Origin of the sequence: Camelimonas lactis (assembly GCF_004342915.1) — a bacterium.
GTDB lineage: Bacteria > Pseudomonadota > Alphaproteobacteria > Rhizobiales > Beijerinckiaceae > Camelimonas > Camelimonas lactis.
The window spans coordinates 113,235-127,987 of the sequence record NZ_SLWL01000013.1 but is presented as its reverse complement, the minus strand read 5'-3'; the positions used below and the strand labels follow the sequence as shown (position 1 = coordinate 127,987).

General features: G+C 66.9%; 13 protein-coding genes. 11 read left to right on the top strand and 2 right to left on the bottom strand.

Going from position 1 to position 14,753, the window contains the following annotated elements; genetic code table 11:
- Positions 1 to 428 precede the first annotated feature (428 nt).
- Positions 429 to 929, bottom strand: coding sequence for a peptide deformylase (locus EV666_RS14310; RefSeq protein ID WP_132009395.1), 501 nt, complete (start codon positions 927 to 929; stop codon positions 429 to 431).
- An 856-nt stretch (positions 930 to 1,785) separates the two neighbouring features.
- On the opposite strand from EV666_RS14310, the gene nspC reads away from it, so the two are divergent.
- From nspC to tenA, 3 genes are all read left to right on the top strand, one after another.
- Complete coding sequence (nspC, locus tag EV666_RS14305; RefSeq protein WP_280990844.1) at positions 1,786 to 2,886, top strand: carboxynorspermidine decarboxylase; 1,101 nt, start codon at positions 1,786 to 1,788, stop codon at positions 2,884 to 2,886.
- Between the two features lie 48 nt (positions 2,887 to 2,934).
- Complete coding sequence (locus EV666_RS14300) at positions 2,935 to 4,173, top strand: saccharopine dehydrogenase family protein (RefSeq protein WP_132009392.1); 1,239 nt, start codon at positions 2,935 to 2,937, stop codon at positions 4,171 to 4,173.
- A 152-nt stretch (positions 4,174 to 4,325) separates the two neighbouring features.
- Complete coding sequence (gene tenA / locus EV666_RS14295) at positions 4,326 to 5,000, top strand: thiaminase II (protein ID WP_132009473.1); 675 nt, start codon at positions 4,326 to 4,328, stop codon at positions 4,998 to 5,000.
- 96 nt (positions 5,001 to 5,096) lie between these two features.
- Here tenA and EV666_RS14290 read toward each other — a convergent pair whose 3' ends face one another.
- A complete protein-coding gene (locus EV666_RS14290) occupies positions 5,097 to 5,363 on the bottom strand; it encodes a helix-turn-helix transcriptional regulator (RefSeq protein ID WP_207906421.1) in 267 nt (88 codons plus the stop codon).
- 377 nt (positions 5,364 to 5,740) lie between these two features.
- Between EV666_RS14290 and EV666_RS14285 the strand changes: the two genes are divergently transcribed.
- The 8 genes from EV666_RS14285 (at position 5,741) to EV666_RS14250 (ending at position 14,714) form a co-directional block, all read left to right on the top strand.
- Complete coding sequence (locus EV666_RS14285) at positions 5,741 to 8,749, top strand: monovalent cation/H+ antiporter subunit A (protein ID WP_132009386.1); 3,009 nt, start codon at positions 5,741 to 5,743, stop codon at positions 8,747 to 8,749.
- Positions 8,749 to 9,084, top strand: a complete 336-nt coding sequence (locus tag EV666_RS14280) for a Na+/H+ antiporter subunit C (protein WP_132009383.1) — start codon at positions 8,749 to 8,751, stop codon at positions 9,082 to 9,084. The genes EV666_RS14285 and EV666_RS14280 overlap by 1 nt, the downstream gene beginning before the upstream one ends.
- Entirely contained in the window at positions 9,081 to 10,793 is a 1,713-nt protein-coding gene (locus tag EV666_RS14275; protein WP_132009380.1) for a monovalent cation/H+ antiporter subunit D, read from the top strand. Before EV666_RS14280 ends, EV666_RS14275 begins: the two co-directional genes overlap by 4 nt.
- Positions 10,790 to 11,299: a Na+/H+ antiporter subunit E gene (locus tag EV666_RS14270; protein ID WP_132009377.1), complete on the top strand. Its 510-nt coding sequence runs from the start codon at positions 10,790 to 10,792 to the stop codon at positions 11,297 to 11,299. Before EV666_RS14275 ends, EV666_RS14270 begins: the two co-directional genes overlap by 4 nt.
- Positions 11,296 to 11,577 carry a K+/H+ antiporter subunit F gene (locus tag EV666_RS14265; protein ID WP_132009374.1) on the top strand — a complete coding sequence of 94 codons (282 nt, stop codon included), beginning with the start codon at positions 11,296 to 11,298 and terminating at the stop codon, positions 11,575 to 11,577. Before EV666_RS14270 ends, EV666_RS14265 begins: the two co-directional genes overlap by 4 nt.
- Complete coding sequence (gene mnhG, locus EV666_RS14260) at positions 11,574 to 11,972, top strand: monovalent cation/H(+) antiporter subunit G (RefSeq protein ID WP_132009371.1); 399 nt, start codon at positions 11,574 to 11,576, stop codon at positions 11,970 to 11,972. The genes EV666_RS14265 and mnhG overlap by 4 nt, the downstream gene beginning before the upstream one ends.
- Positions 11,973 to 12,244: 272 nt before the next feature.
- Complete coding sequence (locus EV666_RS14255; RefSeq protein WP_132009368.1) at positions 12,245 to 13,129, top strand: sugar transferase; 885 nt, start codon at positions 12,245 to 12,247, stop codon at positions 13,127 to 13,129.
- Between the two features lie 247 nt (positions 13,130 to 13,376).
- Entirely contained in the window at positions 13,377 to 14,714 is a 1,338-nt protein-coding gene (locus EV666_RS14250) for a UDP-glucose dehydrogenase family protein (protein ID WP_132009365.1), read from the top strand.
- Positions 14,715 to 14,753: the final 39 nt, after the last annotated feature.

Below are 14,753 nucleotides of genomic sequence, written 5' to 3'. Positions count from 1 at the left end.
CGCTGGCCGGGGGGCGGAAGAAGCATGGAGGGGACCGGAAACGGCCATGGCCGACGCCTGCCTGCGCAAACATCACCTGATCGCCTGAACCCCATCCTGGGAGCTGTCCGCCGACGCGGCCGGCGCCGGTCTTTCTGGCGCCGCGGGGGTGAGGATGGCTGGCGCCAGGCGCCCACAGGCCATCGACTCGCAGATGCATAAAGGCGAGCTGAACAATTTTCCAGCGATTTCGGGATAATTTTGCGCACAAAACGCGCAAATCGCCAACGGCGCGAAGCCCGGGGCAGCGGCGGTTAGCGCTCCGCCAGCTTTTTCAGGCGATTTCTCCGCAAACGCCGCCTGCGAAGATCACTCCGGCAAAACAGCTTTCCATGTTGGCCGGAATGAGGTGACCAGCCTGCGGCTACAATTATATTATATGTTATATTTCACGCCGGTTTCATCTGCATGCGCCAGCGGGCGATAATCCGGTCGCGCTTCAGTCTGGACAGGCGCTGCAGCCAGAAAATCCCGTCCATCTGGTCAATTTCGTGTTGCAGGCAGGCGGCGCGAAAGCCATCTGCCGCCTCCTCGTGCAGGGCGCCGTCGAGATCCTGCCAGCGCACGCGCACCCGGGCCGGGCGCGTCACCTCGCCGTGGGCGCCGGGCATGGAGATGCTGCCCTCCGTATGGCTTTGCATCTGCGCCGACGCCTCAATGATTTCGGCGTTCACATAAAAGCGTGGGCCGGCGTCGCCTGGCAGCTCGATGGCGAACAGCCGCAGGGGAACACCCATGTGCGCCGCCGTCGCGCCAACGCCTGGGGCCGCGCGCATCATCGCCAGCAGTTCATCCGCCAGCGCCCGCAACGCCGCGTCGAACGCCGCGACGGGCCGGGATGCTTCAGCGAGACGGGGATCGGGCCAGCGGACGGGAGAGCGGACAGTCATGACGGTTACCAGCGCTGCGGGCGGGATGCCCGCATCCGCGCTTGTGCGCCGCGCCAGCCGGCGACGCAAGCGACGGGGACCGGCAAGCCCCATGAGGCGCCGCCTTGTCGCCCGGGCGATGGCGGCGCAAAACATGTCCGCAGGTGCGCGCCTTGCGCCGGCCGGGGCCTTGCAGGTGGTGAAAACGGCCACATCTCCGTCGCCCGGCGGACATGGCGCGCCGGCCAGCGATGCAATTCCCTGGCGGCTCCGGCTTGAGTTTTGGCGCCGGGCCCGTTAAGGGACCCCCATCCGCACTATGCGGCTTGCATCTGCTGGTTGGGGAGGACGCCATGTCATACGACGGCCTCTTCCAATTGGGGATGGGCGCAGTTCTGCTGAGAGCCTCCCAAACGGAAGACACGATCGGTTCCGGCGCCATGACGCGCCGCACGCGCGCCCTGTTTCATGAGGCGCAATCGGGTACGCCGACGCGAGGCTCGCGAATGCGCAGCGCATGCGCCGCGACGCGCATGCACGCATGCAACCGCTCTTCCGGCTCCAGACCGGCGCCATCCATGCGTGAACGCGCCTATGCGGGCGCGGCGGCGTGGATCGCCAGCCGTCTCGCCAGCCAGACCGGACGGAGCTGACGGATCGGCCAGATTCGACAGGCTAGCCAAGTTTGACAGGTTAGCCTGGCGGCGGCCCACCATTTACTGTGATTTTGACGACATATCGGGGCGCCATGCTGGTCGCGCCAGTTCAGGGCGCCATCCGGCAGGCTGTTTCGCGAGCCGCCAGACGGCGTTTTCTCCGATACGGGTATCGCGCGCCGGGCCTCTCCGGCGGCAGCGGGCAAGGGCAGGACCGACACGTGACCATTCAGACGCCGTATTACCTGATCGACAAGACCGCGTTACTGCGCAACATGGAGATCATCCGGCGCGTGCGCGAGCAATCCGGCGCGAAACTGCTGCTGGCGCTGAAGTGCTTCGCCACCTGGTCGGTGTTCGACCTGATGAACCGGTATCTCGACGGCACGACCTCCTCGTCCCTCTATGAGGTGCGGCTCGGTCGCGAGAAGTTCGGCGGCGAAACCCACGCCTACTCCGTCGCTTACGCCGATCATGAGATCGACGAGGTCGTGTCCCATGCGGACAAGATCATCTTCAACTCGCTCGGCCAGTTCACGCGCTTCGCCGGTCGCGCCCAGGGCATCCAGCGCGGCCTGCGCCTGAACCCTGGCGTGTCGTCGTCCAGCTTTGATCTGGCCGATCCGGCCCGCCCGTTCAGCCGCCTCGGTGAGTGGGACGCCGACAGGGTGCGGCCGTTCATGGATCGCATCGACGGCTTCATGATCCACAACAACTGCGAAAACAGCGACTTCGACCTGTTCGACGCCATGCTCGGCCAGATCGAGGAACGCTTTGGCGACCTGCTGGCCCAGGTGAAATGGGTCAGCCTTGGCGGCGGCATTCACTTCACCGGCGATGGCTACCGGCTCGACGCCTTCTGCGCCCGCCTGAAAAAGTTCGCCCAGGATTATGGCGTGCAGGTCTATCTGGAGCCCGGAGAAGCGGCGATCACCCGCTCGACGACGCTTGAAGTCAGCGTGCTGGACATTCTGGACAACGGCAAGCAGCTGGCCATCGTCGACGCCTCGGTGGAGGCGCACATGCTCGACCTGCTGATCTACCGCCAGCATGCGAAGGTGGCGCCGGACGCCGGCCCGCATCCTTACATGGTGTGCGGCAAGTCATGCCTGGCCGGCGACATTTTTGGCGAGTTCCGGTTTGAGAAGGAACTGGCGATTGGCGACCGCATCTCGTTCCAGGATGCAGCCGGCTACACGATGGTGAAGAAGAACTGGTTCAACGGCGTGAAAATGCCGTCGATCGCCATCCGCGAACTGGATGGCGAGGTGCGCCTCGTCCGCACCTTCGGCTACGACGATTTCGCGGCGGCGCTGTCCTGAGCGCCTGTCCACCTTGCAGATTCACTGAACACGGGGTTTTCGCGTGAAATGAAGAAAAACGTCCTTGTCATCGGCGCCGGCGGCGTCGCCCAGGTCACTGCCCACAAATGCGCGCAGAATAACGATGTGCTTGGCGACATTCACATCGCGTCGCGTACTGTCAGCAAGTGCCGCGACATCATCGCGTCGATTCACGAGAAAAAGAGCATGAAGGTCGATGGCGTCCTTGAGGCGCACGCGCTTGATGCTCTCGACGTTGAGGCGACGAAGGCGCTGATCGCGCGCACCGGCGCGCAGATCGTCATCAATCTGGGCTCGGCCTTCGTCAACATGTCGGTGTTGCAGGCCTGCATCGAGACGGGCGCCGCCTACATCGACACGGCGATCCACGAAGACCCGCTGAAAATCTGCGAAAACCCGCCGTGGTACGGCAATTACGAGTGGAAGCGTCGCGAGGCCTGCGCCGCCGCCGGCGTCACCGCCATTCTCGGCGCCGGCTTCGACCCGGGCGTGGTCAATGCCTACGCCGCTTTGCTGGTGCGCGACTGGATGGACGAGACGGACTCCCTCGACATCATCGACGTCAACGCCGGCAGCCATGGCAAATGGTTCGCCACCAACTTCGACCCGGAGATCAACTTCCGCGAGTTCACCGGCCAGGTGTGGTCGTGGCAGAACCGGCAGTGGACATCGAACCAGATGTTCGAGATCCGCAAGGAATGGGACCTGCCGGTGGTGGGCGCCAGCACCACCTACATGACCGGCCACGACGAGATTCATTCGTTGTCGAAGAACCTCGACGTGCCGAACATCCGGTTCTGGATGGGCTTTGGCGACCACTACATCAACGTCTTCACCGTCCTGAAGAACCTCGGCCTGCTCTCCGAGCAGCCGGTGCGCACCGCCGAGGGCGTCGAGGTGGCGCCGCTGAAGGTGGTGAAGGCCGTGCTGCCTGATCCCTCGTCGCTGGCGAAGGACTACACCGGCAAGACCTGCATCGGCGTGCTGGCGAAGGGCAGGAAGGACGGCAAGGACGCCGAGGCGCTGATCTACCAGATCTCCGATCACAAGGAAGCGTTTGAGGAGGTCGGCAGCCAGGGCATTTCCTACACCGCCGGCGTCCCCGCCGCCGCGGCCGCCCTGCTCATCGCCACGGGCGAATGGGACGCGAAGACCATGGTCAATGTGGAAGAGCTGCCGGCGGAGCCGTTCATCAACCTGCTCAACCGCATCGGCCTGCCCAGCCGCGTGAAAGACGCCGCCGGCGACCGGGATCTGGCCTTCTGACCTGTTTTCCGGCGCGCCCTGAACGCGCGCCTGCGGGAAGAGCATCCCGGAGCCCCAGGGCTGGCGCAAGCGCCCGCCCCTTGCATGCCCGCCTTGCCGCCGGTCCTCCACATGCCGGCGATGGAAGCCGCCAGGAGAGGAACGTGAGCGCCATGCTGTCCAACGCCCTGCCCTTCGACCGGCTCGTCGACGCCTGCGCCAGCGACTGGCGCGCCTACATCGAGCATCCGTTCGTGCGCGGCATGGGCGACGGCTCCCTGCCCGAGGCGAGCTTCCGTCATTACCTGAAGCAGGATTACCTGTTCCTCGTGCATTTCGCCCGCGCCTGGGGGCTGGCGGTCTACAAGGCGCGCAGCATGGGCGAGCTGCGCCAGGGCCTCGATATCCTGAAGGCCATCGTCGACCTGGAGATGGGGCTGCACATTTCCTGGTGCGCGGAATGGGGCGTCAGCGAGGACGACCTGGCCGCATTGCAGGAATCACGCGCGACCATGGCCTATACGCGCTATGTGCTCGACGCCGGCGCCAGCGGCGACCTGCTCGATCTGCACGTGGCGCTGGCGCCCTGCGTCGTCGGCTACGCCGATGTAGCCAGCTGGCTGCTGGCGCAGCAGTTCCTGAAGCGCGACGGCAACCCCTACATGCGCTGGATCGACATGTACGCCGACGCCGAATTCCAGCAGGCGGCGCAGGCGGAGCGCGACTGGCTCAACGCCCGCCTCGCCGGGATGACGCCGGAGCGCCTCGCCCAGCTGTCGCGGATCTTTCGCGACGCCACCCGGCTGGAGGCCGATTTCTGGCAGATGGGACTGACGCTGGCGGACTGACGCCCCGGACGGTTGCCCGGGCCAGACGGGACGCCGGATTGGGGGCAGGAACGTTACTCCCCGCGAGACGCCGCTCACTCCCCGACATGCTCCAGGTCAGCGTTTCGGCGGCCCCGCCTGCTGGCTGCGCGCGAAGGCGTCGCGCTCCAGGCGCACCCCCGGTCCCGCGCGGCCGGCGGCGATAAAGCGCACGCCCGCCTTCTCGAAGGCGCCGACGATCTGGCTTTCGCTGGCTTTTTGCAGGCCATGCCGGCAGCTTTCGAAATCGCGCACTGTGCTGCGCGACACACCGGCTTCCGCCGCCAGCTGGCATTGGGTCCAGTCAAGCAGGCCGCGCGCGGCGCGGCATTGCCCCGGACTCATGCTGCGGACAGGTTTCAGAAATGCCCCCATGTGCATCAACCATCGCGTGCATCAACCATCGCGTTTCACGCCGGAACGCACCGGATGCGGCGCATCCGCGTCCCGAAAAACTCAAGCGCCGCCCGGGCCTGATTCATGCGCGATGTTTCTGAAGGATCGCGCATGGACGGGGTTGCCTTTACGGCGCCATGCTGGAACCGGTGTTCCGGCAGGCGTTTTTCCTGCCCGTTTTTCCTGCCGCCACGCCTGTCCAGTTCGTTGAACCCGATTGCATTTCGCCCGCCAAATCAACCATAATGGGCGAACAGGGGCAAGCTCGACCGATATGACTGGTTTTGATGGCGGATCCGCTGTTCTGAAAGGTTTTTCCATCGCAGATGCCCGACGCCAAGCTGCCCCTGACGCTCATGCTCTTTTTGCCTTTCGCCAGTTCGGCCGCGACGGCGCTCATGCCGGCGGGGGCGCGCAATCTGGTGGCCTGGCTGGCGGGTCTGACGGCGCTGGCGGTGTTTGGCCTGGGTCTTTGGGCGGCGCCCGAGATTTACGCGGGCACGGTGTTGCGGGCGCAGTACGCCTGGCTGCCGGAATACGGGCTGAATTTTTCCATCCGGCTTGACGGCTTCGCCTGGGCCTTCGCGATGATCGTCTCGGGCATTGGCGCGCTCGTGGTGCTCTATGCCCGCTATTACATGTCGCCGGATGATTCAGCGCCGCGTTTCTTTGCGTTCCTGCTGGGATTCATGGGGGCGATGCTGGGCGTCGTCATCTCCGGGAACCTGATCCAGCTGGTGTTTTTCTGGGAACTGACCAGCCTGTTCTCCTTCCTGCTGATCGCCTACTGGCATCACAAGGACGCGGCGCGCGACGGCGCGCGCATGGCGCTGACGGTGACGGCGGCCGGCGGCCTCAGCCTGTTCGCCGGCATGCTGATCATCGGCCATATCGTTGGCAGCTACGAACTGGACGTGGTGCTGTCCTCGGGCCGGACCATTGTCGATCATGCGATGTACCCGGCGGCCCTGGCGCTGGTGGCCTTCGGCGCCCTCACCAAGAGCGCCCAGTTCCCGTTCCATTTCTGGTTGCCGCGCGCCATGACGGCGCCGACGCCGGTCTCGGCCTATCTGCACTCGGCCACCATGGTGAAGGCCGGCGTGTTCCTGCTGGCGCGCATGTGGCCGGTGATGGCGGCCAGCGACTACTGGTTCTGGGTTTTCACGCCGGTTGGCGCGGCGACGTTGCTGATCGGCGCTTTCCTCGCCATGTTCCAGCAGGACCTGAAGGGCCTCCTGGCCTACTCCACCATCAGCCACCTGGGGCTGATCGTGCTGCTGCTCGGACTTGGCAGTCCGCTGGCGGCGGTGGCGGCGATCTTCCACATGATCAACCACGCCACGTTCAAGGCGTCGCTGTTCATGGCCGCCGGCATCATCGACCACGAGGCCGGCACCCGCGACATCCGCCAGCTCGGCGGCCTGTACCGGGCCATGCCCATCACCGCCACCCTCGCCATGGCAGCGGCGGCGGCCATGGCCGGCGTGCCGCTGCTCAACGGCTTCCTGTCGAAGGAAATGTTCTTCGCGGAAACCATCGAGAGCCATGTCGATTCCGCCTTCGACCACACCCTGCCCTACCTCGCCACGCTCGCCGGCATGTTCTCGGTCGCCTACTCGCTGCGACTGATCGACCAGGTGTTCTTCGGCCCGGAGGCGACGGATCTGCCGCGCAAGCCGCACGATCCGGCGATCTGGATGCTGGCGCCGGCGGCCCTGCTGGCGCTGATGTGCCTGCTGGTCGGCGTGCTGCCCACCTGGACGATCAGCGGCTTCCTGAGCGCGGCGGTGTTCGGCGTGCTCGGCGCCCTGACGCCGGAATACAGCCTGGCGGTCTGGCACGGCCTGACGCCGGCCCTGCTGATGAGCGTGGTGGCGCTCGGCGGCGGCACGCTCACCTACCTTGGCCTCAAGGACTATCTCTCCGGCGCGGTGGAGGGGCCGCCCCTGCTGCGCCGGCTCAGCGGCAAGCGATTGTTCGAGCGCGCCATCGCCATGCTGTCGTGGCGCTGGGCCCGCGTGCTGGAGGAGCTGCTGGGCACCAACCGCCTGCAATCACAGTTGCGCGCCCTGGTCGTCATCATGGTGCTGGCCGGGTGCTGGCCGCTGCTCGCCGGCGCGGGCTTCTCACCCGCCGCCGCCCTGGCCAGCGTCGGCGTCTGGCTCGGCAACACCTGGCTGTCGCCGCGCTGGCTGACCTCGTCGGCGCCGATGGTCGGCATGTTCGACCCGGCCTTGCTGCTGGTGTGGGCGGTGGGCGTCGCCTGCGCCGTGGGCGCGGCGTGGCAGGCCAAATATCACCGCCTGGTGGCGCTGATCCTGATGGGCGGCTCCGGCCTCGCCACCAGCATCACCTTCGTCTGGTATTCGGCGCCGGACCTGGCGCTGACGCAGCTGCTGGTCGAGATCGTCACCGTGGTGCTGATCCTGCTGGGCCTGCGCTGGATGCCGCGGCGCGACGAGCTGATTCCCGACGACCAGCTGACATCGGCCCGCCTGCGCCGGCTGCGCGACCTGTTCATCGCCATCGCGGCGGGATGCGGCGTGGCGGCGCTGGCGTTCGCCGTGCTGACGTCGGAGCAGACCGCCACCATCGGCGACGAGATGATCCGGCGGGCGCACCCGGAAGGCGGCGGCCACAACGTGGTCAACGTTATTCTCGTGGATTTCCGCGGCTTCGACACCCTCGGCGAGATCACCGTGCTCGGCGCTGTGGCGATCACCGTGTTCGCCCTGCTGCGCCGCTTCCGGCCGGCGCGGGACAGTTTCGCCGCGCCCGACCAGAAGCGCTTCCAGACCGAATACGACAGCACACGCTATGCCCCGGGCAAGGACCCGATCAACGCCCATTACATGCTGGTGCAGGGCGTGATCATCCGGCTGCTGTTCCCGGTGATCTGCGCCATGGCGGCTTTCCTGTTCATGCGCGGCCACGACCTGCCCGGGGGCGGCTTCATCGGCGGGCTGACCTTCGCCATCGCCTTCATCCTGCAATACATCGCCGGCGGCGCCCGCTGGGTGGAGGACCGGCTGGTGGTGCTGCCGGTTCGCTGGATCGGCGCCGGCATCCTGCTCGCCGCCGCCACCGGCCTCGGCGCGCTGCTGTTTGGCCGGCCGTTCCTAACCACCGCCTTCCGCTATGTGGAGTTGCCGCTGTTCGGCAAGACGCCCATGGCCAGCGCCCTGTCGTTCGATCTTGGCGTGTTCGCGCTGGTGTTCGGCGCAACGGTGCTGATGCTGATCGCCATCGCCCACCAGTCGATCCGCGTCTATCGCACCATGGAAAAGGCGTCCGTTCGTGAAAAGGCTGCGGCGCGCAGCAGGGGAGACGTCTGATGGAGCCCGTCATCGCCATCGCCATCGGCGTGCTCACGGGATCCGGCGTCTGGCTGGTGCTGCGTCCGCGCACATTCCAGGTGATCGTCGGCCTGTCGCTGATCTCCTACGCGGTGAACCTGTTCATCTTTTCGATGGGACGCCTGAAAGTCGGCGCGCCCACCTTCACCGGGGGCGCCGGCGCCAGCGCCCTGGCTGATCCGACGCCGCAGGCGCTCGTGCTCACGGCCATCGTCATCAGCTTCGCCATGACGGCGTTGCTGCTGGTGGTGACCATCGCCTCGCGCGGGCTCACCGGCAGCGACCACGTGGACGGCCGGGAGGACGGCCTTTGAGCTGGACCCAGCACCTGATACTGGCGCCCATCCTGCTGCCCATGGTCGTCGCCGGGCTGATGCTGGTCATCGACGGCCGCAGCGGCAGGATCACGGCGGCGCTTGGCGTGTTCTCCACCTTCGCCCTGCTCTTCATCGCCATCGTGCTGCTGGCGCAGGCCTCGGCCGGCGGCGCCCAGAGCGCCGTGCAGGTCTACCAGATCGGCAACTGGCCCTCGCGTCTTGGCATCGTGCTGGCGCTGGACCGGCTGTCGGCGATGATGCTGGCGCTGACGGCGCTGCTGGCGACGGCGGCCATGGTGTTCTCGCTGGCGCGCTGGCACAAGGCCGGCAGTTTCTTTCACCCGCTGTTCCAGGTGCTGCTCGTCGGCCTCAACGGGGCCTTTCTGACCGGCGACCTGTTCAACCTGTTCGTGTTCTTCGAGATCATGCTGGCCGCCTCGTACGGCCTGGCGCTGCATGGCTCCGGGCACGCCAGGGTGAAAGCCGGGCTGCACTACATCTCCGTCAACCTTGTCGCCTCGTCGGCGTTCCTGATTGGCGTCAGCCTGATTTATGGCGCGACCGGCTCGCTCAACATGGCGGACATCGCCAGCCGCATCGGCGATCTCGACGCGCATGGAGCCACGCTGTTCCGCGTCGGCGCGGCGGTGCTGGGCGTGGCCTTCCTGGTCAAGGCGGCGATCTGGCCGCTGGGCTTCTGGCTGCCCACCACCTACGCTGCGGCGGGGCCGCCGGTGGCGGCCATGTTCGCCATCATGACCAAGGTCGGCGTCTACGCCATCCTGCGTCTCGGCCTGCTGTTCTCGCCAGACGGCCAGACCAATGTGATCGCCGCCAGCGGCCTGCTGCTGACCGGCGGCGTCATCACCATCATCTACGGCATGCTGGGCATGCTGGCCTCCCAGGCCATGGCGCGGCTGGCCGGCTTCAGCGTGCTGGTGTCATCTGGCACCATCCTGGCGGTGATGGGCGCCGGCAACGCCAATGTCTTCAGCGCGACGCTGTACTACCTGGTCAGTTCGACGCTGGCGATCGCGGCGTTCTTCATGCTGATCGAGCTGGCGGAGCGCGGGCGCGCCCGCGCCGACGACGTGCTGGCGGTGACGCTGGAAGCCTATGGCATCGTCTATGACGAGGACAGTGAGGACAGCCGCGAGGCCGGCGCCGTCGTGCCAGCCATTCTGGCGATCCTCGGCATCGCCTTCATGGGCTGCGCCCTGCTGCTGTCAGGCCTGCCGCCGCTATCCGGCTTCATCGCCAAATTCGCCATGCTGGACGCCCTGCTCGACCAGGCGCGCAACGGGCCGGCGCCAGGCTCGGCCTGGGCGGCCTGGCTGCTGGTGGCGACCCTGGTCGTCTCTGGCCTCGCCACGCTGATCGCCATGATGCGCGCCGGCATCCGCACCTTCTGGCCGTCGTTCGAGCGTGAGGCGCCGCGCGTCAGCATGATCGAACTGGGGCCGGTGCTGGTGCTGCTGGCCCTGTGCGTGGGCCTGACCATTCAGGCCGGCCCGGCCATGCGCTTTGTCCGCCACACCACCGAACAGCTGGCCGAGCGCAAGCTGTACATGGACGCCGTGCTGAAGAAGCCCGTGGTCACCCCTCAGGCCTCCGCCGCCCATGCGCCCGCCGCCCATGCGCCCGCCCTGCCGGCCGGGGCCCGGACCCCAGTCCCCACCCCACCGGAGAAGGAGGCCGCGCGATGAGGGGACGCGCAAACCGCTTCCTCGCCTGGCTGCTGCCATGGCCCGCCGTCTCGGCCCTGGTGCTGGCGGTCTGGCTGCTGCTGAACCAGAGCCTCTCGCCGGGACAGATTTTTCTCGGCCTGCTGCTGGCGCTGACGGCGCCGCGTTTTCTGACGACGCTGGACGCCCCGCCGCTGCGCATCCGCCGGCCATGGGCGCTCGTGCGCCTGCTCGGCAATGTGCTGCCTGACATCTTCATCTCGAATTACAAGGTGACGCGCGCGATCCTGTTTTCCGGCCCCGAACGGCAGGCGGGCCACGTCCTGGTGCCGTTGAGCATACGCTCGCCATGGTCACTGGCCATGCTGGCCTGCATTCTCACGGCCACGCCGGGCACGGCGTGGATCAGCTTCAATCCGCAGACCGGGCTGCTGCTGATGCACGTGCTGGACCTGAAGGATGCGGACGAGCTGGCCGGCGCCATCACCCGGCGCTACGAGAGATGGCTGCAACAGGTGTTCGAATGAGCATGACCATTCTGACTTGGTCGCTGATGGCGGCCCAATTCATGCTGGCCATCGCCATGGTCTGCGCCTGTCTGCGCATGTTTCGCGGTCCACGCGCCCAAGATCGGGTGCTGGCCATGGATTCGCTTTATCTGAACGGCATGGGGCTGATGCTGGTGTTCGGCATCGTTTCGGGCAGCACGCTGTATTTCGAGGCGGCGCTGGTGATCGCGCTGCTCGGCTTTGTTTCGACCGTGGCGCTGGCGAAATTCCTGATGCGCGGGGAGGCGATTGAATGATCGCCATCAAGACCCTGCCCGACTGGGCGGCCCTGCTCACGGCGTTTCTGGTGCTGGCCGGCGCGGCGCTGACCATGATCGGCGCCATCGGCCTGGTGCGGTTCCGCTCGTTCTATGAGCGCGTGCACGCGCCAACGCTGGGGGCCACCCTGGGCATCGGCGGCGTGCTGCTGGCGTCCATGGTGTACTTTTCCGTCAGCGAAACGCGCCCCGTGGTCCATGAAATCCTCATCGCCCTGTTCGTCACGGTGACGACGCCCGTCACCATGCTGATGTTGACCCAGGCCACGCTCTATCGTGACCGGGCCGAAGGCAAGGCGCCGAAAATCACCGATGCGCCGCCGCTTCCCGCCGACGTCATCACGCCGGACAGGACAGGCGTCAGGCAGGACTGAGCAGGGACGCGCCCACCGCACGGGACCGCCGGACGGGGCGCCGGATCGGCTCCATGACGCCGCCGCGCGGCGAGTCCGCGTGAAGATTTACACCCGGCGCTCCGCAAGACCACCACAGAACCGACGCAACCCGATTCAGCCAAAAATTGTATACGCTTCTGACCCCGGATTTATAATTCAGATAACAACAGATCATTTTCTTAATATATCTGTTTTAAACTTCGATAAAACTGCTACGGTCTGGCGGGCTTCACCTGGAACCTGCCATCGCCATGCCAGCTCACGCTCCCCAGCAGAACCGATCCATCCGGGCGCCTGACCCGGCGCGTCGCAGGCGTAACCGGCGACGCGCCACGTCGCAGCCACGCCAGCGTCCGCCCGCAGCGCGACAGGATGGCAAGCGCCTGCTTGATCTGGCGATCGCCGCGCCATTGCTTGTGGCGCTGGCGCCGCTCATGCTGCTGATCGCCCTGCTGGTGCGGCTGGATTCCCCCGGGCCAGCGCTGTTCCGCCAGACGCGCACGGGCTGGCGGGGGGCGCCGTTCACCATTTTCAAGTTCCGCACCATGCGGATGGCGGCGTGCTGGCCCACCCCAGCCGCCACCATCGGCGTATCGGGCCCGCCGGACAGTTTCCAGGCCAGCCTGCGTCGCATCCAGACGGCGAACGCCGCCCCCGGCGTCACCCGAACCGGCCGCCTGCTACGCGCCTCCAGCCTGGATGAACTGCCGCAGCTGCTGAACGTGTTGCGCGGCGAGATGTCCCTGGTTGGCCCGCGCCCGCACATGCCGGAGCTCGACGCCCTGTTCCGTCCACGCCTGCCGCATATTGACCGCCGCTACGCCGTGCGGCCGGGGATGACAGGCCTCGCCCAGATCGGCGGCGCGCGTGGCCCCACGCCAGATGTCGCCGCCATGGCGGCCCGCCTCGAGAAGGATCTGGCCTACATGCGCGGCTGGTCGCTACGTCGGGACCTGGCCATCCTCGCCGCGACGCCATGGCGCCTGCTCGTCCCGGGCGGGGCCGCCACGGTGGTTGCCGCAACTACTGGCGCGGCGCGACGCCGGGCGGCGCGATCGGGCGCCCTGATATCTGGCGGCGGATTTTCCGCCGCGCCGCGCCCGCACTACCCATATGGCCCTCACCCCGCTACATAGGGAGCGGATGCGGCGCCGCGCCGGGCGGGCCTGACCGGACCGGCTCCCTGGCGGAGCCGCCCGACGGGCAGTTCGTCTGATCTGATGCGGCCAGCGGCGTTCAGGGCGCCCGGTGCGCCGGCATCGGACATGAAACGCCTGTCATCGTGTTCGGGTAGAACCGGAGCTGGCGCCATGCGCCCGGCGTTCACCGCCAATGGGGCGGCGCGGATCGGCGCCGCCGGCTCCTTACAAACTGCGGGGTTTCATGCGTGTCGCGATGATCGGCGCAGGCTATGTCGGCCTGGTTTCCGGAACCTGCTTCGCTGACTTCGGTCATACGGTGACCTGCGTCGATACGGACGCGGCGAAGATCGACAATCTGCGGGCTGGCAGACTGCCGATTTATGAGCCCGGCCTCGACCAGCTGGTCGCCGCCAATATGCGCCAGGGGCGGCTCGACTTCACCACCGATCTCGCCGCCGCCGTGGCGGACGCGGACGCGGTTTTCATCGCCGTCGGCACCCCCTCGCGTCGCGGCGATGGCCACGCCGACCTGACCTATGTGCACCAGGCGGCGGCGCAGATCGCGACGGCGCTGACCCGCTATACGGTGGTGGTCAACAAATCCACCGTGCCGGTTGGCACGGGCGACCAGGTGGAGCGCATTATCCGCGAGGCCAATCCGGCGGCGGACTTCTCGGTGGCGTCCAATCCCGAATTCCTGCGCGAAGGCGCCGCCATCGAGGATTTCAAACGGCCCGACCGCATCGTCATCGGCGCCGAGGACCCCCGGGCCCAGGAGGTGATGCGCGATCTCTACCGGCCCCTGTTCCTCAATCAGGCCCCGCTTGTCATGACCGGCCGACGCACGGCGGAGCTGACCAAATACGCCGCCAACGCCTTTCTGGCGATGAAAGTGACCTTCATCAACGAAATGGCCGACCTGTGCGAGCAGGTGGGCGCCAATGTGCAGGAGGTGGCGCGCGGCATCGGCCTCGACAAACGCATCGGCGCCAAGTTCCTCCACGCCGGACCGGGCTATGGCGGCTCGTGCTTCCCCAAGGATACCCTGGCCCTGGTCAAGACCGCCCAGGATCACGGCAGCCCGGTGCGGCTGGTGGAAACGACGGTGGCCATCAATGATGCGCGCAAGCGCGCCATGGCCGCCCGGATCATCACCGCCTGCGACGGCGACGTCGCCGGCAAGCGCATCGCCATCCTCGGCCTGACCTTCAAGCCCAACACCGACGACATGCGCGACGCGCCGTCCATCGTCATCATCAACGAGCTGCAGGCTGCCGGCGCGCGCATCATCGCCTATGACCCGGAAGGCGTCGACCAGGCGAAACAGGTGCTGCGCGACATCGACTACGCCGCCGATCCTTACGCCTGCGCCGACGGCGCCGACGCCCTCGTCATCGTGACGGAGTGGGATGCATTCAGGGCGCTCGACCTGAACGAACTGCGCAAACGCCTGCGCCATCCGGCCCTGATTGACCTGCGCAACATCTATCCGCCGGAGGACGTGGCGGAGGCAGGCCTGCGGTACTGGAGCGTGGGGCGTCCATCGGGAGCTCCAGCAGCGGATGATCCGGCGCAGTAGGTCGCGCACTCCATGGCGTCATGGCATTCCCCGCCTGGC